This window comes from Pseudoalteromonas sp. GB43, from assembly GCF_054923805.1.
Genome location: NZ_JBPCHJ010000001.1, coordinates 1,465,931 through 1,490,165, shown reverse-complemented (window position 1 = coordinate 1,490,165; position 24,235 = coordinate 1,465,931). Strand labels below are relative to the sequence as shown.

At 42.1% G+C, this 24,235-nt stretch carries 17 protein-coding genes and 2 pseudogenes; 13 read left to right on the top strand and 6 right to left on the bottom strand.

Features of this window, described 5'->3' with window-relative positions; all coding sequences use genetic code 11:
* Nucleotides 1-108: 108 nt before the first annotated feature.
* The 4 genes from ACRWSG_RS07125 (at nucleotide 109) to ACRWSG_RS07110 (ending at nucleotide 5,475) form a co-directional block, all read left to right on the top strand.
* Complete coding sequence (locus ACRWSG_RS07125; protein ID WP_199530011.1) at nucleotides 109-774, top strand: SDR family oxidoreductase; 666 nt, start codon at nucleotides 109-111, stop codon at nucleotides 772-774.
* 138 nt (nucleotides 775-912) lie between these two features.
* A complete protein-coding gene (locus ACRWSG_RS07120; protein WP_054554103.1) occupies nucleotides 913-1,293 on the top strand; it encodes a hypothetical protein in 381 nt (126 codons plus the stop codon).
* A complete protein-coding gene (locus ACRWSG_RS07115; RefSeq protein ID WP_462165963.1) occupies nucleotides 1,290-3,626 on the top strand; it encodes a fatty acid cis/trans isomerase in 2,337 nt (778 codons plus the stop codon). The genes ACRWSG_RS07120 and ACRWSG_RS07115 overlap by 4 nt, the downstream gene beginning before the upstream one ends.
* A gap of 97 nt (nucleotides 3,627-3,723) precedes the next feature.
* Nucleotides 3,724-5,475, top strand: coding sequence for a hybrid sensor histidine kinase/response regulator (locus tag ACRWSG_RS07110; RefSeq protein ID WP_462165962.1), 1,752 nt, complete (start codon nucleotides 3,724-3,726; stop codon nucleotides 5,473-5,475).
* Nucleotides 5,476-5,488: 13 nt separating this feature from the next.
* On the opposite strand, the gene ACRWSG_RS07105 is transcribed toward ACRWSG_RS07110, so the two are convergent.
* Entirely contained in the window at nucleotides 5,489-6,112 is a 624-nt protein-coding gene (locus tag ACRWSG_RS07105; RefSeq protein WP_138601195.1) for a DUF4097 family beta strand repeat-containing protein, read from the bottom strand.
* A gap of 129 nt (nucleotides 6,113-6,241) precedes the next feature.
* Here ACRWSG_RS07105 and modF point away from each other — a divergent pair, with 129 nt between their 5' ends.
* Nucleotides 6,242-7,699: a molybdate ABC transporter ATP-binding protein ModF gene (gene modF, locus ACRWSG_RS07100; RefSeq protein ID WP_462165960.1), complete on the top strand. Its 1,458-nt coding sequence runs from the start codon at nucleotides 6,242-6,244 to the stop codon at nucleotides 7,697-7,699.
* Nucleotides 7,700-7,725: 26 nt separating this feature from the next.
* Here modF and ACRWSG_RS07095 read toward each other — a convergent pair whose 3' ends face one another.
* A complete protein-coding gene (locus ACRWSG_RS07095) occupies nucleotides 7,726-8,604 on the bottom strand; it encodes a TraB/GumN family protein (RefSeq protein WP_138619838.1) in 879 nt (292 codons plus the stop codon).
* Between the two features lie 537 nt (nucleotides 8,605-9,141).
* On the opposite strand from ACRWSG_RS07095, the gene ilvG reads away from it, so the two are divergent.
* The 7 genes and pseudogenes from ilvG to can all read left to right on the top strand — a co-directional run bounded on the left by ilvG (nucleotide 9,142) and on the right by can (nucleotide 17,593).
* Nucleotides 9,142-10,734: an acetolactate synthase 2 catalytic subunit gene (gene ilvG, locus ACRWSG_RS07090; RefSeq protein ID WP_462165959.1), complete on the top strand. Its 1,593-nt coding sequence runs from the start codon at nucleotides 9,142-9,144 to the stop codon at nucleotides 10,732-10,734.
* Between the two features lie 53 nt (nucleotides 10,735-10,787).
* Nucleotides 10,788-11,033, top strand: coding sequence for an acetolactate synthase 2 small subunit (ilvM, locus tag ACRWSG_RS07085; RefSeq protein WP_054554110.1), 246 nt, complete (start codon nucleotides 10,788-10,790; stop codon nucleotides 11,031-11,033).
* A gap of 104 nt (nucleotides 11,034-11,137) precedes the next feature.
* The gene (gene ilvD / locus ACRWSG_RS07080) at nucleotides 11,138-12,994 is read left to right on the top strand and encodes a dihydroxy-acid dehydratase (RefSeq protein ID WP_462165958.1); all 1,857 of its coding nucleotides are present in this window, start codon (nucleotides 11,138-11,140) and stop codon (nucleotides 12,992-12,994) included.
* A 2-nt stretch (nucleotides 12,995-12,996) separates the two neighbouring features.
* Complete coding sequence (ilvA, locus tag ACRWSG_RS07075) at nucleotides 12,997-14,547, top strand: threonine ammonia-lyase, biosynthetic (protein WP_199530008.1); 1,551 nt, start codon at nucleotides 12,997-12,999, stop codon at nucleotides 14,545-14,547.
* Between the two features lie 102 nt (nucleotides 14,548-14,649).
* Nucleotides 14,650-15,683 (top strand): annotated as a pseudogene (locus tag ACRWSG_RS07070) (ABC transporter substrate-binding protein).
* Nucleotides 15,684-15,733: 50 nt separating this feature from the next.
* On the top strand, nucleotides 15,734-16,912 hold the full coding sequence (locus ACRWSG_RS07065; protein WP_462165956.1) for a methyltransferase: 1,179 nt from the start codon (nucleotides 15,734-15,736) through the stop codon (nucleotides 16,910-16,912).
* Between the two features lie 18 nt (nucleotides 16,913-16,930).
* The gene (gene can / locus ACRWSG_RS07060; RefSeq protein ID WP_054554114.1) at nucleotides 16,931-17,593 is read left to right on the top strand and encodes a carbonate dehydratase; all 663 of its coding nucleotides are present in this window, start codon (nucleotides 16,931-16,933) and stop codon (nucleotides 17,591-17,593) included.
* 50 nt (nucleotides 17,594-17,643) lie between these two features.
* On the opposite strand, the gene ubiK is transcribed toward can, so the two are convergent.
* Nucleotides 17,644-17,907 (bottom strand): ubiquinone biosynthesis accessory factor UbiK, encoded by a 264-nt coding sequence (gene ubiK / locus ACRWSG_RS07055; protein WP_054561163.1) that lies wholly within the window; start codon nucleotides 17,905-17,907, stop codon nucleotides 17,644-17,646.
* Nucleotides 17,908-18,018: 111 nt separating this feature from the next.
* Here ubiK and rep point away from each other — a divergent pair, with 111 nt between their 5' ends.
* Nucleotides 18,019-20,031 carry a DNA helicase Rep gene (gene rep, locus ACRWSG_RS07050; protein WP_462165955.1) on the top strand — a complete coding sequence of 671 codons (2,013 nt, stop codon included), beginning with the start codon at nucleotides 18,019-18,021 and terminating at the stop codon, nucleotides 20,029-20,031.
* On the opposite strand, the gene ACRWSG_RS07045 is transcribed toward rep, so the two are convergent.
* The 3 genes and pseudogenes from ACRWSG_RS07045 to elbB all read right to left on the bottom strand — a co-directional run bounded on the left by ACRWSG_RS07045 (nucleotide 20,021) and on the right by elbB (nucleotide 24,010).
* Nucleotides 20,021-22,600, bottom strand: a complete 2,580-nt coding sequence (locus ACRWSG_RS07045; protein ID WP_462165953.1) for a diguanylate cyclase domain-containing protein — start codon at nucleotides 22,598-22,600, stop codon at nucleotides 20,021-20,023. The two genes, rep and ACRWSG_RS07045, sit on opposite strands and share 11 nt — an antisense overlap.
* Before the next feature lie 183 nt (nucleotides 22,601-22,783).
* Entirely contained in the window at nucleotides 22,784-23,176 is a 393-nt protein-coding gene (locus ACRWSG_RS07040; protein ID WP_054554118.1) for a c-type cytochrome, read from the bottom strand.
* A 184-nt stretch (nucleotides 23,177-23,360) separates the two neighbouring features.
* Nucleotides 23,361-24,010, bottom strand: a pseudogene (gene elbB, locus ACRWSG_RS07035) (isoprenoid biosynthesis glyoxalase ElbB).
* Nucleotides 24,011-24,235 lie beyond the last annotated feature (225 nt).

The window sequence follows — 24,235 nt, the reverse complement described above, 5'->3', positions numbered from 1 at the left end:
TGGTTTTTGCCAATCTGTCCCAAAGTATACACCTAAGCCTCATCAAGATGCAGAAACTCGCACCTTGAGGTGGTTTAGGTATAAATACCCCAACTAAGGAGCAGATTGATGACTAAGCATGTGGTGGTTACAGGGGCCAATAAAGGTATTGGCCTTAATTTATGTAAACAGTATTTAGCCCAAGGTTACCGTGTTACCGCGGTGGTTCGCACCCCAAGCGAAGAACTTCAAGCACTCGATGTGAAAGTTATTAGCGACATTGATGTATCTAACGCCGATGATGTTGCAACACTTGCCAATTACTTACACGGCGACAAAATTGATATTTTGGTTAATAATGCCGGTATTTTTCACAACGAAACATTCGCTGATATGGACTTTGCTGCCATCGAAAAGCAAATTAGCGTGAACAGTATCGCGCCTATTCGTATTACGCATGCATTACAGCAAAGTTTAGGCATTGATGCTAAAGTGGCGATGATTACATCGCGCATGGGCTCAATTGCTGATAACGGCTCGGGCGGTTACATTGGTTATCGCATGTCAAAGGCGGCCCTTAATGCCGCGAGTGTTAGTTTAGCCTATGAGTTAAAAGATAAAAAAATTGCTGTTGGCTTATTTCACCCAGGCTTTGTACAAACGCAAATGGTTAATTTTGCTGGCGATATCAGCCCTGAAACTGCCGCAGAGCGTCTCATCAAACGTATTGATGAACTAAACCTTAGCAACACAGGTGGGTTTTGGCATTCAAATGGTGAAACGCTACCTTGGTAATACTTTTTTCACTGTTTTTATAACTCGGTTAGTTAGTAGCTAAAAAGCTGCTAACTGCTGATAAGTTTCGCTAATTTTTGAACTTATAGTTTGCTATACTCGTACAATTAAAAGTCATTTTGATGTAGAGAACAGCACATGGAATTAGAGCAAAATAGCGAATTAACCCTTCCTCTTTTTTATTTCGATGAAAACCTTCATAGCCGTGACATCGAGTCCCCAGATCTATTATTACATGTAACGTTAAGCGAAGAGTTACTTGCGCAGCTTTGCCAAAACCCAGCTGCTGATAGCAGTGTCGCTATTGCTATTAATGAATATCGTCTTGAAGCGTTAAATGATGATTATCAAGTATTGATTAATAGTGAGCACGACGCGCAGTTAACTTTAGTTCGCGGGCCATTATTGAGCGCAATGCTTAGCTGTGACAATGATCAAACTTTTGTGTCGCCGCAAGTAGATATGATGCCAACCTTCGATTTAGGTGATGACGTTGAAGATATCGAGGAGGAAGGATGAGAAAAACCCTCACGACCGTATTCGGCCTTATTCTTTTAAGTGGCTGTGCATATTTAGGCGCTGCTCATTACGATGAATTGTTTGGTGAAGAGCAACCTAGAGAGCGTGTTGTTGCTGCATCAACACTTGAAGGTGCTGAGTTTTTAAGTGATGTAAAGCCCGTACTTGATAGTCGCTGTGTGGTTTGTCATGGCTGCTATGATGCACCGTGTCAGCTTAAGTTATCTTCTGTGGAAGGTATCGACCGCGGCTTAAGTAAAGAGCGTGTTTATGACGGCACACGTTTACTAGCGCAAGAGCCAAGCCGCTTGCTGTTTGATGCGACAAGTACCGCCCAGTGGCGTGAAAAAAGCTTTACCCCTGTACTTAATGAGCGAGCTCAAACCGAAGAAGCGAACCTTGCCGGTAGTGTGCTTTATAATGCCTTAGTACTTAAGCAAAGTAGCCCACTACCTAAGCAAGCTATTTTAGGCGATGAGTTTGATTTTTCACTCGACCGTGAGCAAACATGTACCACAATGAATGAGTTTGACTCATTTGCTAAAGATAGCCCGCACAGTGGTATGCCTTATGGTTTACCGGGGATCTCAAGCGAAGAGTTTCAGCACCTTGCTAAATGGCTCAGAAAAGGCGGATATCTTGCTCATATTGAGCCCCCTGAAAAAGGCGTACTTAAGCAAGTGGAGCGCTGGGAAGCTTTCTTAAATCAAGATGGTTTAAAGCATCAACTAGCTGCTCGTTATATTTACGAGCACTGGTACTTAGCGCATATTTATTTTCCTGAGCATGGCGATAAACACAGCTACTTTAAACTAGTTCGCTCTTCGACTCCGCCGGGAGAAGAGATCAAGCATATTAGCACGCGTCGCCCTTATGAAGACCCTAAAGTTGAACGAGTTTACTATCGTTTAATGCATGACCGCTCGACTATTTTAGCTAAAACACATTTACCTTTAGCATTAAATGATGAAAAACTTGCCCGCTTACATTCGCAATTTATTGAAGCTGATTATCAAGTAAATAAATTGCCAAGCTATAAGCCTGAAGTAGCATCAAATCCGTTTAAAGCTTTTGCAGCAATTCCAGTAAACTCGCGTTATCAATTTATGCTTGATGAAGCAGAGCTTATAATCATGGGCTTTATTAAAGGTCCTGTTTGTCGTGGTCAAATCGCGTTAAACGTGATTAACGATCAGTTTTGGGTTGGTTTTGCTAAGCCTGAAATGGCGGCGACACCTAAAGTCGGTGAAATGTTGTTACAACATGAAGATGCGCTAGCTTTACCTGCAGAAGAAGAAAGTAACGCTTTACCGATTTCTAGTTGGGTAAAGTACTCAAAACGCCAAAACAAATACTTATCAGCAAAAGTTGCACTGGCAAATAAGATGTTTGAGAACGGTCTGCACCTTACCACCGATTTACTTTGGCAAGGTGATGGTCATAACCAAAATGCAGCGCTGACGGTGTTCCGTCATTTCGATAGTGCAACGGTTGTAAAAGGTTGGATAGGTCAGCAACCAAAGACTGCTTGGATACTCGATTATGCCTTATTTGAGCGTATTCATTACCTGCTGGTGGCGGGGTTTGATGTGTACGGCAATATAGGTCACCAGCTTTTAACTCGTTTGTATATGGACTTTTTACGCTTAGAAGGCGAAGCGAATTATTTGGCGTTATTACCAGAAGCTAAACGTAAAGAAGTTAAAGCTCAGTGGTATCGTAAATCACCACCTAGTTTAACCAGTTTCTTTGAAGATGAACTGTCATTTAGTCAACCTACTGGCATTGAATTCAAAACAGCAGATCAGCAGTCTGAGCTGTATAACATGCTTAAAGAGAAGCTCAAACCAATTTTGAGTCCTCGTTATGACTACACCAAAGTGCCAGAACCGCTTGCACAAATAAATGATTTGCCTGTCAAAGCAATTAATCTACTGCCGCAAATTTCGTTTGTGTTAGTCAAAGAGGGCGATGAACAGCACAAAGCCTATACTCTTATTCATCACAATGCTCATTACAATATTTCGAGTTTATTGAATGAAGAAGGGCAGCGAGCTTATGACGAAGATACTGTAACAATTGTACCGGGGTTTATTGGTGATTACCCAGAAGCAATTTGGTATCTACATAACGAACAACAGGTTGCTGCATTTGCAGCTGGGCTTGCTAAAGTGACTGATGAGTCGGCATATAGAGACCTGAAAAGCGAATTTGCGATTCGTCGAACGCATCCTCAGTTTTGGCAATACAGCGATATTTTGCATCGTGTAGCTAAAGAATACCGAGGTGTCGAATTTGGGTTATTTGATTATAACCGCCTCGAAAATAGGTAGCCTTTAAGTACTGCTTTGTTTGTTGATAAAGCCCACTTAATAGTGGGCTTTACTGCTTAATTTAGACTAGAATAAAATAAAAAGATCAGAGAAATGCATGTTAAACCTAGTTATTGATATCCGTAAAAGATATCGCTGGGGGTTATTAGCGATAGCGCTTCTAATATCCTTTTCAGCGGCCTTGATTCAATCTTTGTTGTATATCCAAAAGGGTGATGCCGAGGTGATCAATATTGCCGGCAAGCAACGAATGCTCTCTCAAAAGATTGCTTTGCATGGTAACGCATTAATTTATGACAAGTCTCTGCCTGTAAAGCAACAGCATCGCAAGCTGCTACAAGACACCGTTGAGCAGTTTATTGCAGGTCACCAGTTTTTGGTTGCTCGCGATGGTCCAAATACGTTTCGTCATTTAAATCAGGAGTTAGAGGCACATTACTTTGCTGCTCCAAATAAGCTTGATGCGCGTGTTAAGCGCTATGTAAGTAAAGCACAGAAGCTATTAAATAGCCGTGACGACTACACAGATTTTGACGGGCCTGTTTTCGAAACTCAACAAGTTGAAGTCTTATTAAATGAATTAGATGTAGCTGTTGAGTTGCTTGAGCAAGAGTCTGTAAAAAAAGTCACATTTATTGCAACAGTTGAATTAATATTTTGGTTAACGGCTTTGCTGTTGTTATTGATTGAACTATTTTTTGTCTTTAAGCCAATGGAATCATTAATCGCTAAAACAATTAATAAGTATCAAACTCAAAAAGAATATGCGGAGCAAATAAGCAAAAATAAAGAGCGCTTTATAGCTCGCGCAAGTCATGAATTTCGAACACCAATACAAGGCCTTAGAGCCTCTATTGAAGCGCTTGATATCAATGAACAACAGCTCGCAACTAAAAAACAAGCTGTTTATTGTGTGAATAGATTAGTCGCAATGTTAGATGAACTTGTTGATTTACAACAGCTCACAACAGGAAATTGGCAATTAAACCCGAGTCGTGGAAATTTAAAGTCGACTCTAAAACACGCGATCACCCCATTTGAATATGTTTGCGACGAAAAGAATATTCTGCTTAGTATCGATATTCCAGAATCTCTTAACAAAGATGTACTCACTGATCATGCTCGTTTACAGCAAGTTTTGGCTGAACTCATCAACAATGCAGTAAAATTTACTGCTGAACAAGGTCGAATTGCGATCACAGCAAGAAGCCAAGGCGAACAAAACTATATTATTGAAGTGCAAGATAACGGCAAAGGGTTTGAAAAGCCACCGACCGATATACTCAGCTTGGAAAATGATAGCGAGCAGCATTTTCAAGGCCTTAAAACTGGTTTGTTGAGGGTGGTGCATATTGTTAAAGCTTTGCAGGGGAATATTGAGTTTTTAAGTGCTCAACCGCAAGGTGTTAAAGTGGTGCTTAGCTTAGAGTTAAGTAATGCCGCTGGTGATGACGCAGAGGTTTTATTACCCAATAAGTTACACTGCTTAATTGTGGAAGATAATCAGTTGAATGCCACTATATTAGGTCGTATTTTAGGGCAGTTAAATTACAGCTTTGATATCGCTGAAAATGGCTTAATCGCCACAGATAAAGCGTCAGATAAGCAGTATGATTTAATCTTTATGGATTTGAATATGCCAGTTATGGATGGCTTTAAAGCGATTGATATTATTCGTAATGAGCAGGGGCAACAGGTGCCAATTTTGGTGGTGACGGCCAATACATCAAATGATGATTTACAACGTGTGTATGAACTTGGGGCTAACCTACATGTATACAAACCGATCTCGCTAGATTCAGTGCAAAAAGCTCTCAGTATTTTATTTACCGAGAGCTCACAGGGATAACCAAAGCGTTAAATTAGTTTGTTACTTTGATGTCGCCAACACCTACTTCAACGTCAATATCATGCAGTCCATTGCCTCGGTAGCTTGAGTGAGAGCTAACGACTTTGCGGCTGGTGTTAGCCTCTTTTTTCAAGCCGCGAATCTTGGTGTCGCCCACACCGGTATCCAGTTCAATGCGTCTGTAATCGTCAAGCGCACTATCAATTCTTACTGCGCCCACACCAAGCTCAATCTCAACTGAATTACTTGCGTCGTTAATTTCAATATCACCTACACCTAGCTCAACATCAATTGCCATTGATTTAGGCATTTTTACATACCAGTTTTGTTGAATGTCATCGTTATCTAATTTTAAGCTAAGTGAGCTGGCACTTTGCGAGTGGCTTAATTCGATATCAGATAAGTCAACATCAGAGCTGAACCAGCTATTGTCATTTTTTGGTTCAATGCGAACCGTAACCACGACTTCACTGCCGTCATAACTTTCGACTTCTAAGCTGCCCACCGGAAAATCAATATCAAGCTGGCTTGCGCCATTCACTGTAAAGTTATGATTTAGCTCACGTGAGTCTTTTGCCATTGCGTATGTTGTTGTAAGTGCTAGGCCTATTGCTGCTACACAAAGTAATTTTTTCATTGTCTGATTCCTGTTAATGACCTTTTATACCTTAGTCGCAGCCGTGTTCAAAAAAGGTTTAAACGATTTTTAATTTTTTATCGAATGCGGTAACGTCAAGCTAACGGTAACTTAGAATGAGGATTCAAAGTGCAACAAGTGCAGTTGGTTAATGTTCGAGCCAGCCTGAAGGTTCAAGGCAATGACGTTTATTATTTAGATGAGCTCAATATCAATGTATCGCCATTGCAGCATTGGGTATTACTTGGCGCCAATGGGGCGGGTAAATCGGCTGTGGCCGCTGCCATTGCTGGTTTTGCGAAAATAGAGCAAGGCCAGTATGAGAATAGCTTTGAGCGTATAGCATTGGTATCGCCAGACAGCCAAAAGCAGCTCCTCGCGGCCGAGTTAACTAAAGATCAAGATGATATTATTGAGGGTGTTACGGCTACGAGTACAGTTTATGAGCTGATTATTGCAGGTCGAGACGAGCAACAGCTTGATAGTGATTTGCTACAGCAACTAATAAGCCTATTTGATTTTAGTGACAAACTTAGCAAGGCATTTCGCGATTTATCGACCGGCGAAACCCGCAAACTAATGTTGATTCAAGCCATAATCGGTCGGCCAGATTTACTTGTGCTTGATGAGCCTTTTGATGGTTTAGATGTTACGGCAATGGCTGAACTTAATCAGCTACTCACTGAGCTTAGTAAAACAACGACCCTTATTTTTGTGCTCAATCGCTTAACTGAGATCCCTGACTTTGTGGATCATTACGCCTACGTTAAAGAGGGTCATGTGGCTCAGCAATTAGCAAAGCCTACAGCCGAGCAGCGCGATGATTTACTTAAGCTATTGCACCTTACTCATACTCAGCTACAAATACCTGAGGCAGATATTGACCATCAAGCGCCTCCGCTCACAGACTCTATGCTGGTAAGATTAAACAACGCATCAGTCAGTTATGGCGGCGAGGCTATATTTGAAAAACTAAACTGGCAAATTAACCAAGGCGAACATTGGCAGTTAACAGGTAAAAATGGTTCAGGTAAAACCTGTTTGCTGAACCTTATCACGGGTGATAACCCGCAGTGTTACAACAACGATATCAAGGTGTTTGGTTACCAGCGCGGCAGCGGTGAGAGTATTTGGCAAATTAAACAACACATTGGTTATATCTCTAACGCGCTACATATGGATTATCGAGTGAGTATCACTGCGCTCAATACGGTTGTTTCGGGCTTTTATGACAGCATTGGTCTTTACCAAAAAGCCACTGATAAGCAACTTGCCATTGCCAAAAAGTGGTTAGCGTTATTAGGTTTAAGTGATAAACAAAGCAGTTCATTTAGCCAACTGTCTTTTGGTGATCAGCGCTTATTGTTGATTGCTCGGGCTATGGTTAAACACCCTAACTTGTTGATTCTTGATGAGCCTTGCTTAGGTCTTGATGAAGCGAATAGGCAGCGCGTGTTATTACTAATAGAAAAAATCTGTGCTGCAGGCACCAGCACCGTGGTGTATGTTAATCACCACGCGAGTGACAAAATAGTCGGTATCAACAATTATTTAGAGATGGCTGATTTCACAAAAAAAGCGCCATAAGGCGCTTTTTAAACGATTGAAATCATTTAAATACGGGTAACGGTAAAACCCTTATCTGTTAATTGCTTCAATAAGCCGTGTTGCTCTGGTAAGTGCAAAGCGCCCACTGCAATGAACAGCTTTTCTTTACCGATGCGAGTAGATAGTTGATTAACCCAATCGTTGTTACGGTCTATCAACATCACTTGCTCGCTTAGCTGACCATACTGAGAGTCATCAAAGCTTTCGTTATAAAACTGTGTAAGTGTTTTCATGTCACCTGATTTCCAAGCCTTGATGAGGCCAAAAAAGTAGGTGTCTACATCTGCAAGTTGGTCGAACGTTTCTTCGATCATTTTGTCATTCATGATTGCTAAGTGCTCAAACATTTCCATTTGGCGTTCAAGAGTTTCTAGCTCACCAACAGAAATTTTATGTTCTTGAGCATAAGCAAGTACTTGCTTGTCTATGCCGTATTGATCTGAAAAACCAACGCTTTGGAACTCCATTTGCATCATGGTGACCATCACCGCCCACGGTGCTAAGTTCTTAAACATCGCAATATCAATTGATTTATCCGCAAAGTACTTTTGCAGTTTTGCATAGTTTTCTGGTGATAATTCTGATTGTAAGGTTTTGCCATTTTTCAGCATCATAAATGGTAATGAGCGACGCTGCATTTCCATCGGTGAAATAGCGCTGATATCCACCTCAACAATGACTTTATCTGAGTTATCGAGTGCTTTTTTTACCTTGCTCGGTAAGCCTTTCATGCTGTCATCGCCAACATGTACGGTACCAAATAAATATGAAGCAACGCCGTTCTTTTCTACTTTCCATAATCCCGGCTCGGCAAGTGCATGTTGGCTAAAACCAAGCAGTAGCACCATAAAAAACAGGGCATTTATACGTTGGACGAATTTCATAACTTTCCTTTTCATTACGTGGTTATTTTCAATACTAAACTAATTCTTCTTTGATGCGTTAAATTAAATCGGCTTTAAGCAGAAAAAATTACATTTAATTGCCAAAAATTAATCAATCATAGAATGGCAGATAAAGAGGTATGAAATTTCAATATTAAGCAAATGGCGAAAAATAAATCTTATTAATGGTAAAGTTTAGATATTTATTTCTATAAAGTCGTTTTTTTGCTTGTTTTTTGAATTGAATTTTATGTTGACTTAACGCCCCCAGCGCGGTACTAATAGAAAAAGACAGCGGGATGGCTAGATTTCCGCTACAAATGAACAGAATTTGGTTACAGATAAATGCTTACAAACAAACTTTCTCTAATTCTAATTAACGTCGTGGTGATTATTATTACCGCGGGGGCTAGTTAGTGCTTAGAGAAAAGTGAAGCATTTAAAAAGCCCCCCGCACTTAACAGTCCGGGGGGCTTTTTTGTTTTAAGGTTTGAGTCGCAGCAAATACACAATGTCACTGAGGAATGAGGATTTACGATGACAGGCGCAGAGTTAACAATCGATTTATTAGCCAAACATGGCGTTAAGGATGTTTTTGGTTACCCAGGCGGTGCCATCATGCCTATTTACGACGCCTTGTACGGTGCGCCAGTCAAACATTATTTGACGCGTCATGAGCAAGGAGCGGGTTTTGCAGCAGTGGGGTTTGCCCGCAGCACAGGTAAGTTAGGTGTGTGTTTTGCAACATCAGGCCCTGGTGCAACCAACTTAATAACCGCTCTTGCTGATGCAATGATGGATTCAGTGCCGTTACTTGCCATCACAGGGCAAGTACCTACCGCCGCAATAGGCTCCGACGCCTTTCAGGAAGTGGACGTGTTAGGTATGTCGTTATCATGTACTAAACATAGTTACATGGTTGAAAGAGCAGAAGATTTAGCCGAAATCCTACAAGAAGCCATCCACTTAGCGCAAAGCGGTCGCCCAGGTCCTGTGTTAGTTGATATCCCGAAAGACATCCAAATGGCACAAGTGCCATTCCACCCTTGGTTAGCCGCCGAAGATCATTTACCAAAATTAGACCCGAACCAAGTTGCAATAGCTAATCAAATCTTAAGTGAAGCGCAGCGCCCTGTGGCGTATATCGGTGGTGGTGTACAAGCTGCTGATGCACAAAACGAGCTTATGCAGTTTTTAGAAAAAACACATATGCCTGCGGTATCAACTCTAAAAGCGCTAGGCAGTGTATTACCTGATTATGAATATGATTTGGGTATGCTAGGTATGCATGGTGGTAAAGCAGCTAACTTAGCAGTGCAAGAGTGTGATGTTTTGGTTTGTATCGGTGCCCGTTTTGACGACCGTGTTACTGGCAATTTAAGCAAGTTTGCCGCAAAAGCAAAAGTGATACACCTTGATATCGACGCAGCAGAGGTTGGTAAGCGTAAGCCTGCAAAAGCGTCATTAGTCGCAGATTTAAAAACGTCATTACCGCAACTTGATTGTTTTGTAACGCCTGATGAATGGTTAACGCATATCGAAAGCATGATGAAAGAGCATGCATGGCGTTATGACTATCCAGGCGAGAAAGTATTTGCCCCATATTTATTAAACCAACTAAGCCAAAAAATGCCAGCAACGGGTGTTGTGTGCTGTGATGTGGGTCAGCACCAAATGTGGGTGGCGCAGCACATGAAGTTTAGCCACCCAAGCAATCATTTAAGTAGTGGTGGTGCAGGTACCATGGGCTTTGGTTTACCGGCCGCTATCGGCGCTCAAGTTGCTCGTCCAAATGATTTTGTGATCACGGTGTCGGGTGATGGCTCAATCATGATGAACATTCAAGAACTGGCTACAATTCGCCGTAACAATCTGCCAGTTAAAATTCTAATCTTAGATAACCAGCGCTTAGGCATGGTACGTCAATGGCAGCAGCTATTTTTTGAAGGTCGTTATTCTGAAACAAACCTTTCAGATAATCCTGATTTCGTGCAGTTAGCAGCGGTGTTTGGCATTCCAGGTCAAACCATCACTAAAGCAGATGAAGTCGATGCTGCGGTTGATGCGCTAGTTAATAGTGAAGGTCCATACATTCTGCATGCCTGTATTGATGATAAAGAAAATGTATGACCGCTTGTACCACCGGGTGCAGCTAATGATGAAATGATGACGGAGACAGTAAAATGAAACACACCCTAACGATTGCACTAAAGAATCAAAGTGTCGCTGTAGAGCGTTTTTTACGCGTTGCACGTCATCGCGGCTTTGACCTAACAACCATGAATTTAGAAATGGCTGATGAAGCGTTTCACGTCACTATGACGGTAGACAGCGATAAGCCAATTTATCTACTAACATCACAGTTAAATAAATTGGTTGATGTTAAACACGTTAATGTTGAAAACCAATTTCAACAACAAGCAATCTAGTAAAAAATCAACAGGTAGCTAGAGCAATCAGATTGATGCTTTAGTGAGAAATAAATTCGGAATGAGGAAGTCAGTGGCATGCCACTGCAACAACTGAGGTAATTATGGCTAAATTAAGAAGTGCAACAACAACAGAAGGTCGCAAACGTGCAGGGGCGCGTGCTTTGTGGCGTGCAACAGGGATGACAGATAAAGACTTCGGTAAGCCAATTATCGCTGTTGTTAACTCATATACTCAGTTTGTACCGGGTCATGTTCACCTTAACCAACTTAGTGAGCTGATGGCTGAAACCATCACCGAAGCCGGTGGTGTACCAAAAGAATTTAATACTATTGCGATCGACGATGGTATCGCAATGGGTCACGGCGGCATGCTGTATTCACTACCATCGCGTGACTTAATTGCTGACTCAGTGGAATACATGGTTAATGCACACTGTGTCGATGCCATGATCTGTATTTCTAACTGCGACAAAATCACCCCAGGGATGATGCTAGCTGCACTGCGTTTAAATATTCCGGTTATTTTCGTATCAGGTGGTCCAATGGAAGCGGGTAAAACACGCCTTGCTGATATCGACATTAAACTTGATTTAGTGGATGCCATGGTAAAAGGCGCTGATACCACAGTAAGCGATGAAGACTCTGAAAAAGTCGAGCGCTCTGCGTGTCCTACTTGTGGTTCGTGTTCGGGTATGTTTACTGCCAACTCAATGAACTGCTTATTAGAAGCGATTGGTTTAGCGCTGCCGGGTAACGGTACCACACTTGCTACGCATAAAGACCGTAAACAACTTTACGTTGAAGCAGGTGCGCGCATTGTTGATTTATGCCGTGAGTATTATCAAAAAGATAATGCAGCAGTATTACCACGTGCGATTGCTAATCGCACTGCCTTTATGAATGCAATGGTAGTTGATATTGCTATGGGTGGTTCATCAAATACGGTTTTACACTTATTAGCTGCCGCGCAAGAAGCGGGTGTCGATTTTGACATGTCGCACATCGATGAGCTTTCCCGTAAAACTCCTTTCCTTTGTAAAGTGGCACCCGCAACCAATAAATATCACATTGAAGATGTGCACCGCGCTGGTGGCATGATGGCAATTATCCGTGAGTTAGGTAAAGCAGGCCTTGTTGATTTATCTGTTGATCACGTTGCAGGCCACAGTATGGCTGAAATGGTGGCTAAATGGGATGCCACCGATCCTAATAATGAAGTAGCGCAAAAATTCTATAAAGCAGGCCCAGCCGGTATCCGCACTACAAAAGCAATGAGCCAAGAATGTCGCTGGCCAGAACTTGATAATGACCGTGAAAACGGCTGTATCCGCAGTGTTGAAAATGCCTTTCGTCAAGATGGTGGCCTAGCTGTACTTTCAGGTAACTTAGCCCTTGATGGCTGTATTGTTAAAAGTGCTGGCGTAGTTGAAGAAATGCTGCACTTTGAAGGCCCTGCTGTTGTATACGAATCACAAGATGATTCGGTTGAAGGCATTCTTAATGGTGAAGTAAAAGCAGGCGATGTTGTTGTAATTCGTTACGAAGGGCCAAAAGGCGGCCCAGGCATGCAAGAAATGCTGTATCCAACGAGTTACTTAAAATCAATGGGCTTAGGTGAAAAGTGTGCGCTTATCACCGATGGTCGTTTCTCGGGTGGTACATCGGGTTTATCAATAGGTCACGTTTCACCAGAAGCAGCAAGTGGTGGTGCAATCGCCTATGTTGAAAATGGCGATAAAATAGTAATTGATATTGCAACCCGCGAAATCACTTTAGCGCTGTCAGATGAAGAGCTTGAAGCACGTAAACAAAAGCAACTTGCACGTGGTAAAGACGCTTATAAACCACTTGATCGTGACCGCTATGTTTCATCTGCACTTAAAGCCTATGCATTACTTGCAACCAGTGCAGACAAAGGAGCTGTTCGCGATTTAGCAAAACTTGAGGAGCTTAGTTAATTATGGTTTCTCAAGAGCTCGATTATTTTCGCGCTATCATCCAAGCGAACATGGAGCCGCTTGCAAAAGTCACTGAGGTCAGCGAAATGGCTGATCTTAGTGCACGGTTAGGCAACCATGTGTGGTTAAAGCGTGAAGACCAACAACCGGTTTATTCATTTAAGCTTCGTGGTGCTTTTCATAAACTGAGCAAGTTGCCAAAAGGGTCTGATGTGATCACAGCCTCAGCGGGTAACCATGCGCAAGGGGTTGCACTCAGTGCCTCATTTTTAGGGCATAACGCAACGATTGTGATGCCAGTTACAACACCAGAAATTAAAGTGAATGCAGTACGTTCACTCGGTGGTGAAGTGGTATTACACGGCCATCATTTTGATGCGGCAAAAGCCCATGCTTTAGAACTGACAGAGCAGCGTAACGGGGTGTTTGTGCCACCGTTTGATGATCCTGATGTGATTGTTGGCCAAGGTACCGTTGCCCGTGAATTAATGCAGCAATTGAACGACCTCGATGCTGTTTTTATTCCTGTTGGCGGTGGTGGTTTACTTGCAGGCATGGCGGTGTACATTAAGTCGTTACGTCCTGATATCAAAGTCATTGGTGTTGAAGCTGATGAGAGTGCTTGCCTAAAAGCAGCGCTTGAAGCAGGCAAGCCCGTTGAGCTTGACCGTGTTGGCAGCTTTGCTGATGGGGTAGCCGTAAAAGTCATCGGCACAGAAACATTTCGTTTAGCGCAAAAGTTTTGTGATGAAGTGGTCACTGTAACGGGCGATGAAATCTGCGCCGCAATGCAAGATATCTTTGTTTCGACTCGTGCGATAGCGGAGCCTTCTGGGGCGCTATCAACAGCTGGGCTGAAAAAATGGTGCCAACAAAATGGTGTTAAAGGCTTAAACGTTGCTGCGATTTTATCGGGTGCAAACTTAAACTTTGACCGCTTACGTTATGTTGCTGAGCGAACGGCACTTGGTGAAAAGAACGAGGCACTGCTTGCTGTGACTATTAAAGAAGAAAAGGGCAGCTTTAAGCAGTTTTGTAACTCATTAGGTGGCAGAGCTATCACCGAGTTTAATTACCGTTATGCAGGCCCCGGCGAAGCACAAATTTTTGTTGGTATTGCATTAAGGCAAGGGCAGCAAGAGCTTGAAGAGTTAAAAGCGGCACTGACAGAAAACGACTACACGTTTTGCGATCTATCAGATAACGAGCTGGCTAAATTGCATATTCGTTATATGGTGGGTGGTAAAGCGCCAGCTCAACTTCATGAGCGTTTATTACGCTTTGAGTTTCCTGAATACCCAGGTGCACTGGCACGATTCTTAGATACCCTTGGTAGTAATTGGAATATCACTTTATTCCATTATCGTAATCATGGTGGAGCGATTGGTAATGTGCTGGCGGCCTTTGCTATTGAACCGAGTGATTATGAGGTATTCAATGAGCATTTGAACCGTTTGGGATACAACGTTCAAGATGAAACGAACAATCCATGTTTCACCCAGTTCCTAACCAGCCAAGGTCAGGAGTTGAGCGCAGTGAAAGTGGCTAATTAGTTATAAAATCAGAATAAGGCTGCTAATTAGTAGCCTTGTTTTTTTGTCTATTTTTCCTATAGTTATTGCACGGTTCTCAATCAAGGATGATGCGTGCAAGGAATGAAAAGTCTACTAGGGTTAATCTGTCTAATGCTCTCTATGAGCGCACAGAGCGTTGATAACGTTAGCTTACAATTAAAATGGACTCACCAGTTTCAATTTGCAGGTTATTATATGGCTGCAGAAAAAGGCTTTTACAAGGAAGCGGGCCTTAATGTTGCTATTATACCTGCCGACCCAAATGACCCTGATACCTTTCCTAAAGTGTTAAACGACAAGCCGACTTTGCCATTACTCACTCAGGCATATTACAAAAACGCCAGCAAGGCGCATCGGTTGTTGCCCTTGGAGCCATTCTGCAGTTTTCGCCTTACTGCTGGATGGTAAAGAATAACTCAGATATTTTTCAGCCCAGAGACTTTGTTGGAAAGAAACTCAGCAAAGTTAGCTCACTAGAAAATGCAGAACTCTTGGTCATGTTACAGCGTGCTGGGTTGAGCCAAGAAAGCTTGATGGCAGCTAGCTATGAAGGCGGCGTTAAAGAGTGGCTTGCCGGTGATTTAGATGCGGTGCAAGTTTATGTCACCAATGAGCCTTACAGCATGACTCTTAGAGGGGTTGGCTATCGACTCATTTGCCCTCAAAAGTTCGGCTTGAATGTGTATGGTGATATTTTATATACCTCTGAGCAGTTTTTAGCGAAGAAGCCTGAGGTTGTAGAGCGTTTTTACCGCGCGAGCCTAAAAGGGTGGCGGTATGCTTTATTGCACTTAGAAGAAAGCATCGATGTGACCAAGCAGCACTATGCTAAACATAAAAGCGTACAGGAGCTGGCTTATGAAGCACATGTTTTGGCAAGCTATATTCAACCTCCAGGGATTAAGTTAGGCAATATGTCGATGGCAAAATGGCGTTTAATTGCAGATCTATATGGCATCGAGCAAGCTGATTTTGATCAGGCTTTTGATGGCTTTATGTATGATCAGCAGCAAGCTGAAGCTATTGAGCTGTCGTGGATGTTGATCCTCGCCATCATTTTAAGTATTGCGTGTGTGCCATTGTACAGTCGCTTGATCAGCAGTAACCGACGTTAAATAAGATAAAAGCTGTTATACTGCTCTTTATTTCTTGTCGCTAAGTAGTTATGACACTTGCCGAGCACTTTGCAGCTTTAGATGCACTGCTATTTTCAACCCGCCAATACTGGCAATGTACCGCATTTGATTTTGATGATCTTCCTTGGCCTGAATTAGCCAACTTATTATGGGCGCTTGATGACCAACAAGTGAGTGAACTTGATGCCGATCAGCAAGCTTTATATCGTTATTTTACTGAGGCAATAGGGGGTATCGACCAGTTGGCTGAGTTGTGTAATTTGCCTGCTATAAGTGCTGCCCGTAATGAATTTCCATTTTGGATAAGTAATGGCATTAAGGGCCGTAAGTTTGAACAACTACAAGACTTTGTCGCGGCCATTAGTCAGCAGTCATTAAACCAGCCTGTTTTAGAGTGGTGTGCAGGTAAAGGGCATTTAGGTCGTATGTTGGCATTTAATGGGGTACCACGTGTCCATAGCATTGAGCTACAACAACACTTGTGCGATCAAGGTCAACACAGTGCTAAGCAACAGCAATTGGCGATGCAGTTTTCACAAGCTGATGTATTAACCGATGACACAGATGGCTTTTTTGAAAGCCAGCAGCATGCAGTTGCATTGCATGCCTGTGGTCGTTTGCATCAAACATTTATGCAGCAAGCAAGTAAAGCGAAAACTCAGCAAATTAGTTTTTCACCGTGCTGTTATCATTTATTCACAGATAACGCTTATCAAGCAATGAGCGAGCCTGCCAAGCAAAGCCAACTTGCGCTTACTCATCGCGATTTAAAACTGGCGCTGCAAGAAACGGTAACAGCACCGAGCCGAGTTGATAAGGTAAGAAAAACAGAGGTTGAATGGCGTCTTGGATTTGATGCGTTACGTAAATCACTGACCGGTGAAATGCACTATGTGAGTGTACCGTCAGTGAACAAAGCGATCTTCTCTGATTCGTTTAACTCATTTTGTTTATGGGCTGCTGAGAAAAAATCATTACATTTACCTGAAGGTATTGATTACAATAAGTTTTTAGAGATAGGTAAAAAGCGCAAAAGGGTCACCGAGCGAGTTGAACTCGTCCGACATGTGTTCAGAAGGGCAATTGAAGTTTGGCTCGTGCTCGATCGTGCTTTATATTTGCAACAACAAGGGTATCAAGTAACAGTTAGTAAGTTTTGCGAAAAGCAGCTGACACCAAGGAATATCTTGATCCAAGCTAATTATTAAAAACCGTAAAGAGGCGCAATGAGAAAGTTAAAAAATTTATTCGAAAATAATAGACGTTGGGCAGCGCGTACGAGTGAAAATGATCCTGAGTTTTTTAAAATTCTATCAATGCAGCAAAATCCAGAGTATTTGTGGATCGGTTGTTCTGACTCGCGTGTACCTGCAAACGAAATTGTAGACTTATTACCGGGTGAGCTATTTGTTCACCGTAACGTAGCAAATGTCGTTGTGCATACTGACCATAACTGTCTTTCGGTAATGCAATACGCTGTTGAAGTGCTGAAAGTGAAGCACATCATGGTCGTTGGTCACTATGGCTGTGGTGGTGTTCAAGCAGTATTAAACGAAGCGCGTTTTGGCTTAATTGATAACTGGCTACGCCATGTAGGTGATGTAAAAGAAAAACACATCGAACAACTCAATGCATTACCTGAGCAAGAGCGTTTAAATAGCTTAATTGAACTAAACGTTATCGAACAAGTACGTAACGTGTGCCGTACTAACATTGTGCAAGATGCTTGGGCGAAAGGCCAAGATTTAACAATTCATGGTTGGGTGTATGGCTTAGCGAATGGTCACCTTAATGATCTTGAGTCGGTTGTGACCTGTGCGGAAGAAGCTAGCGATACTTACGGTATTGCCGTTAAGCGCGTATTTGAACGTGTGGCAGAAAAAAGCTAAAACCTAAACTAGTTAGGTAGAAAAAAGGAGAGCTAATTTGCTCTCCTTTTTTATTGTTCGTCTTGTTTGCTAGCAAGTTGCTGCTCGAGTAATGCAACTTTCTCTTCAAGCTCAGTGAGTTTTTCACGAGTACGAATAAGTACTTGGCTTTGAATATCAAACTCATCACGGCTTACAAAGTCCATCTCAGCAAGTTTGTTTTGAATAGCTTGCTTTGTTTTGCCTTCAACTGTTTCGGCAAGGTTTTTCACGCCTTGCGGCATGTTGTCAGTAATTTGCTTAGCGATTTCTTCAAGTTTTGCTGGGTTGATCATCTTCGTCCCTTGAGTCACGTAAAAAAACAATCTTACCTTATTGGCTAGGCGTAGTGTAGTGATTACGGTAAAATTGCCCGTCCTGTCTTTGGATAATTTCTTTAGGGGCTTATGAAACTCAACCCAAAACAAGATGAAGCGGTAAAGTATATCAGTGGACCGTGTCTGGTATTAGCCGGTGCGGGCTCTGGTAAAACGCGTGTTATTACTAATAAAATCGCTTACTTGGTGCAAAAGTGTGAGTATCAAGCGCGCAATATTGCGGCGGTAACTTTTACCAATAAAGCGGCAAAAGAAATGCGCGAGCGTGTAACGCAAACACTGGGTAAACAAGAGTCGAAAGGCTTATGGGTTTCAACGTTTCATACCCTTGGGCTTGAGATCATCAAAAAAGAGTTAACGACGCTAGGGTTTAAACCCGGCTTTTCGTTGTTTGATGATCAAGATACCAACCAGTTACTAGCTGAGCTGACCGAAGAAGAACTTAAAAAAGACAAAGATCTACTTAACCTACTGAAGATGCAAATAGGTAGCTGGAAGAACGAATTGATTCTGCCAGAGCGTGCTGTTCGCGAAGCCCGTGAGCCACAAAAAGCCTTATTTGCTCAGCTGTATGCGCGTTACCAAAATCAACTACGTGCTTATAATGCCCTTGATTTTGATGATCTGATCATGATCCCTACTTTATTGTTAGGCCAAAATGCTACTGCGCGTGAGCGTTGGCAGCAGCGTTTTCGTTACCTACTGGTGGATGAGTATCAAGATACCAACACCAGTCAGTATCAGCTGGTTAAGCTATTAGTGGGTGAACGAGCTCGTTTTACAGTGGTAGGTGATGATGACCAATCAATTTACTCATGGCGCGGTGCTAAGCCTCAAAACCTTGTACTATTGAGTAAAGATTTTCCGGGCTTACGTTTAATTAAGCTTGAACAAAACTACCGAAGCGCAGGGCGAATTCTAAAAGCGGCGAATATTTTGATCGCTAATAACCCTCACGAGTTTGATAAAAAGCTATTCAGTGAACTTGGTTATGGTGAGCCAATCAAAGTGATTGGTTGTCGTGATGAAGAGCATGAATCAGAGCGAGTGGTGGCAGAGATCATTTCTCATAAATTCATGAAGCGTACCAGCTACAAAGATTACGCGATTTTATACCGTGGTAACCATCAAGCGCGCGTGTTTGAAAAAGCACTTATGAGCAACCGTATTCCTTATAAGATAAGCGGTGGCATGTCGTTTTTCTCGCGTTCAGAGATTAAAGATATCATGGCGTATTTACGCTTATTGGTGAACCAAGATGATGACAATGCCTTTTTACGTATTGTAAATACGCCACGCCGTGAGATTGGTACGGTCACACTCGAAAAACTTGGCACCCTTGCTAATGAAAAGCATATCAGCTTATTTGCAGCCTGTTTTGAACCTGAACTTGCACACCGCTTAAAAGGCCGTGGTTTTAATGCCTTAGCTGGTTTTGCCCGCTGGGTGGTTGAGCTTTCTGATAATGCGGTACGCGGCGATACCCTTGAAGCTGTGAAAGAGTTAGTTAGGCAAATTAACTACGAAGCATACCTTTATGAGTCATCACCGAGTGCAAAAGCTGCTGAAATGCGCATGAAGAACGTTTCAGAGCTTTATCGTTGGATCACCGACATGCTAACAGGGGACGCAGACAACCCGCCGCTGAACCTTGCTGAGGTGGTTAGTAAACTGACTTTACGTGACATGCTTGAACGTAACGAAGAGGAAGACGAATCTGATGCGGTACAATTACTGACACTGCATGCTTCAAAAGGTTTGGAGTATCCGTATGTGTTCATGGTTGGTATGGAAGAGGGTTTGTTACCGCACCAAGTAAGTATCGATGAAGATAACGTTGAAGAAGAGCGTCGTCTTGCTTATGTAGGTATCACACGTGCACAGCAAGAGCTGGTAATGACTTATGCTAAGTTACGTCGTCAATTTGGTGAAACTTCAGATACTGAGCTTAGTCGCTTTGTACAGGAGTTACCACAAGATGATTTAGCCTTCGAAGCGAAAAAAACACCGTCTTCACAGGCTGAGCGCATGGAAAAAGGCCAAGCCCGTGTAGCTAATCTAAGAGCGATGCTTAAGAAGTAATAAATTGTGCGCTTGGTGCTTCGTGTTCGAAGGGCGCCAGCGCATGTTGCTTACCAATAAACAACGACAATCCGTGCTTATCGAGTAAGGTGCGGTAGTTAAAAATTGACGGAACTTTCGCGATTACTTGGATATTTTGCAGCTTAGTAATCGCCAGTACACCTTGCAGTTGTAAGTGATAGTTTTCTTGCTGCAGTACTCGCTTACTGAACGTTGAACTTAATAATAAGTAATCGAATTGGAACTCAGTCAGTAAGTTTAACTCACAGCAATCTTTGGCAAATTCATTCAAACCAATCGAAAACCCTTGAGCGACCAAGTTTTTTAAATTTTCAATTTGTACCGCTGATGCGTAACGAATTTCTTGTTCGTTGAATAACAGACACATTCTATTCGCATCGTGGGCTTTTAATAGCTTACATAGTGCTTGAAAATTAATACGTTCAAGGACTAAGCCAGAGCAAGGGAACAATACTTTTTCTTTCTTACTGTCACTTACTAAGCTGAATGCTTGTTTTAGTAAGTTAAGTTCAACCTCAAAGTGCTGTACTCTATCGGTCGCAAACTTCTTAAGTACTTCAAAGCTGGTGCTGCCAAGTACTGGGTGTTCACCAAATGCTTCGAGTAAAGACTCTGCGCGAGTTTGCTCATCCAAGGTAATGATTTCGGCACTTCTAAAGTGCATAGGCAAGTCATCTAAGTGATGCATATTGTCAGCATCATGTTGCACATTACTGGCATTAAGCAGCGGATGGAAACATTCAAAGCGATTACGGCCTGCATTTTTAGCGTAATACATGGCGGCGTCGGCATCACGTATAATTTCATCGGTGTGCTTGTAGCTTGGTTTTGAGTAAGTAATACCAATACTGGCACCACTTTGAATGCATTGGCCCTTCATACAGAAAGGTTTTCTCATTATTTCGATGATACGCTTGGCAACATCTTGGGCTTGCTGTTGCTCAGTTAAGTGAGTGAGCAACACCACAAATTCATCACCACCCAAACGTGCAAGTAAATCATGCTCACGGATACAATGCGAGAAAGATTCAGCAACACCAATTAAAAATTGATCGCCTGCTTGGTGACCAAGGTGATCGTTGATGTCTTTAAATTTATCAAGGTCAATAAATAACACTGCAAACTGCTGCTCTGGATAGCGCTGATAATGCTGCAATGTTTTTTCTAACTGTGTTAGGAATAAACTGCGATTAGGTAAACTGGTTAATGAGTCATGGTGTGCATCGTGGTACAGCTGTTGTTCTATTTTTTTACGCTCTTCAATTTGCATCTGTAAGTGCAGGTTTGCTTGGCGTAACTCTTTCGTTTTCTCTGCAACTCTGTTTTCCAGCTTTTGATGATTTAGCTTTAACTCTTGATTTGCTAAATGGGTTTGAATGACGTTGGCTATTTGATGCGATACAAAGGTAATTAACTCACAGTCATCTTGCGTGAATTCGTGTTTATTATTATACGCTTGGCAAACTATTAGACCAATGACACCTTGCGATGTTTTAAGTGGTGCACCTAACCAGCTAGTTGCTGTTCGTTCAGCCGGGACGTCTACGGGCCTTTCAACAACGCCTAACTTAATTAGATTATTTGCTTTATCAATATCGATGACTTGGCATTCTTCGGAGCTTAAAACAAGTTCACTAAAACCTTTTGCAAAAGGTCTCGGCCTGCCTGTGTCATTGTATTCATCGACACAGTACGGAAAACTTAACCAGTGAGTTTGCTCATCATAAAGGGCAATATATAGGTTGTCTGCATAGGTAATGGTTTTAATAATTTCGTGAACATGTTTATAAACGTCGTCAAGATTTTCACTTAAGGTTGCCAGCTCTGATATTTTAAAAAGGATCTGTTGACGCTCTAACGCTTTTTTACGTTGCTGTATTTCTTCATTGAGAGCTTGATTACTTTGTGTCAGTGCACGAGTGCGAATTTTAACTTCTGATTCGAGCAGTTCACGTTTCTTAACTCGTTCGATGGCCGTTGCCAAATAAAGTGACATTACTTCTAGCAACTCAATTTGTTGCTCAGAATAACTCAGGTCTTTTTCATAGCTTTGCGCGACCATCACTCCAATTATTGACTTATCGCGGTATACAGGAACTCCAACCCAATGCTCGGCAGGTGTGCCAAAGCATTTGAGTAAGCCTTGTTCAACCGCTAGCTCTGTTTGTTGTTTGGTAAAGTAGCTGGTTTTACCTTGCTTAAATACGTAACCTGTCAGGCCTTCTTTAAAGTACTGCTCATACTTCAATGGCACAGAGAGGCCATCTTTTTCGTCGGCAAAATAAGATAACTCAAGGTTATCGTAAACAGGGTTATGCAAAACCACGAAGAAGTTTTTACTTGGAATATAGTCTTGCAGGATGTTGTGGATAGCAGGGTAAAGCAAGGTTAATTCGGCAACAGTACTCGCTTGCTCTGATAATTGTAAAAGAGCATGTTGCAAGTGATGTGATTGCTTATACTTTTGTAAAAGCGATTTTAAGCGAACATTTTTACGTGCAAGCTTATCAAAGTGTGTTGCTGAATCTTCCAATGATTTAGAACTCATTTTATTATTGTTTAAATATCGTCCTTAATAGTTCCACTTTTTTATTAGATCGTCAAGTAACAGCTGTTAACAAAATAGTAATTTATTATGGTCATATTTGGCTACAGAGCTAGCCTCGCGCCCTGATAAAGGCATAAAAAAAGGGCTTATAAAAATAAGCCCTTAGTATTAGATTTTAAACTGTTACTTGCTAGTCATGAAATCGATAGCAGCGCTGATCTCTTCATCAGAACAGTCCATACACGTACCTTTAGGAGGCATCGCGTTGAAACCATTGATTGCATGGTCAAGTAAAGTGTCCATGCCTTTAGCAATACGAGGAGCCCAATCATCAGCTGATTTTGGTGCGCCTAGTGCACCAGTGCCGTGACAAGCAAAGCATGCTGCTTGGTAAACTTGTTCACCAGAACGAGGGCCTGTAGGTTCAGCAGCGACTGCAGCTTTATCACCTTCTAGATAGACAGAACCAATTGGCGCTAGACGCTTTTTGATAGCATCTTCAGTCAAAGAGTTGTCATACGCTTGTGCATATGCCGTTGTTGCTAGCAGTAATAATGCAGCTGATAGTTTTTTCATTTTGCCTTGCTCACTTCGATTTGAACGTGATCAATCACGATATATATGACGGAAATTAGAACGATTATAACGCTAAGCCACAATTTATAAAATGATCTAAAAGGCTTTTTCTTGAGAAAAACCGTCATTTTTTTGCGTTAGCGCAAGAAAAGCCAGCATAAAATACTGGCTCTTAGCTTGATGCTTAAGCAAGCTCTAATACTTTGTTAACTAATTTTTCGATACCCGCATCTGCATCTAAAATACTTTGATCAACATATAGGCTGGGGTAGTGACCACTTTATGTTGTTGATCAACAACGATATCGTTCACAGCACAGCTTTGGTGTGCTCCACCAAGTTGTTCTATAGCTGCGGCGGTCTCTGCATCGCTCCCAATGGTTATTTTTACACCTTTACCATAAATAAGCGGCAGCATGGCAGGCGCAATACATATATAACCTGCTGCTTTGTTGGCATCGACAAAAGCCTTCGCTGTTGTCAGTACATCACCTTGAACTTGGGCATCTGCACCTTTTACTGCAAAGTCAGATAGGTTTTTCGCGGCCCCAAAGCCACCTGGTACGATCAAGGCATCGAACTCATCTACATTTAGCTCAGTGAGCGCTTTAATTTCACCGCGGGCAATACGTGCAGCTTCAACTAGCACATTACGATTAGGTGTCATTTCTTCACCTGTTAGGTGATTAACGGTGTGCATTTGTTCGATATCGGGTGCGAAGCATTCATAGCTCGCGCCTGCTTTAGCGATATGTAATAAGGTTAACACAGCTTCATTGATTTCTGCGCCGTCGTAAACACCGCAACCAGCTAAAATTACAGCAACTTTTTTCATTTTTGAACTCTCCTTAATGCGACTAGCTTAAGTTTAACAAGGATACGAGCATGGCGACAAAATAAAAAATTTTCGTCGCTTGATAACTCGCAAAGCATGATGAATAGCTGTTTATGCCTTTTTATAAATTACTAACGAAAAAAAAAGTATAAAGGATCGCTATAATCTTTGATCCATTATGCTAGAATACTCCTCCGGTTATGAAAAGGGATGTTAATTCGGTAT

Bases quoted from the DNA above. Each gene is read 5' to 3' on its own strand.
- ubiK (WP_054561163.1), bottom strand. From the start codon at position 17,907: ATGATCAACCCAGCAAAACTTGAAGAAATCGCTAAGCAAATTACTGAC.
- ACRWSG_RS07125 (WP_199530011.1), top strand. From the start codon at position 109: ATGACTAAGCATGTGGTGGTTACAGGGGCCAATAAAGGTATTGGCCTT.
- ACRWSG_RS07045 (WP_462165953.1), bottom strand. From the start codon at position 22,600: ATGAGTTCTAAATCATTGGAAGATTCAGCAACACACTTTGATAAGCTT.
- ACRWSG_RS07105 (WP_138601195.1), bottom strand. From the start codon at position 6,112: ATGAAAAAATTACTTTGTGTAGCAGCAATAGGCCTAGCACTTACAACA.
- ACRWSG_RS07040 (WP_054554118.1), bottom strand. From the start codon at position 23,176: ATGAAAAAACTATCAGCTGCATTATTACTGCTAGCAACAACGGCATAT.
- ACRWSG_RS07120 (WP_054554103.1), top strand. From the start codon at position 913: ATGGAATTAGAGCAAAATAGCGAATTAACCCTTCCTCTTTTTTATTTC.
- ilvD (WP_462165958.1), top strand. From the start codon at position 11,138: ATGGCTAAATTAAGAAGTGCAACAACAACAGAAGGTCGCAAACGTGCA.
- ilvA (WP_199530008.1), top strand. From the start codon at position 12,997: ATGGTTTCTCAAGAGCTCGATTATTTTCGCGCTATCATCCAAGCGAAC.
- ACRWSG_RS07115 (WP_462165963.1), top strand. From the start codon at position 1,290: ATGAGAAAAACCCTCACGACCGTATTCGGCCTTATTCTTTTAAGTGGC.
- ACRWSG_RS07095 (WP_138619838.1), bottom strand. From the start codon at position 8,604: ATGAAATTCGTCCAACGTATAAATGCCCTGTTTTTTATGGTGCTACTG.
- ilvM (WP_054554110.1), top strand. From the start codon at position 10,788: ATGAAACACACCCTAACGATTGCACTAAAGAATCAAAGTGTCGCTGTA.
- can (WP_054554114.1), top strand. From the start codon at position 16,931: ATGAGAAAGTTAAAAAATTTATTCGAAAATAATAGACGTTGGGCAGCG.
- ACRWSG_RS07110 (WP_462165962.1), top strand. From the start codon at position 3,724: ATGTTAAACCTAGTTATTGATATCCGTAAAAGATATCGCTGGGGGTTA.
- ilvG (WP_462165959.1), top strand. From the start codon at position 9,142: ATGACAGGCGCAGAGTTAACAATCGATTTATTAGCCAAACATGGCGTT.
- ACRWSG_RS07065 (WP_462165956.1), top strand. From the start codon at position 15,734: ATGACACTTGCCGAGCACTTTGCAGCTTTAGATGCACTGCTATTTTCA.
- rep (WP_462165955.1), top strand. From the start codon at position 18,019: ATGAAACTCAACCCAAAACAAGATGAAGCGGTAAAGTATATCAGTGGA.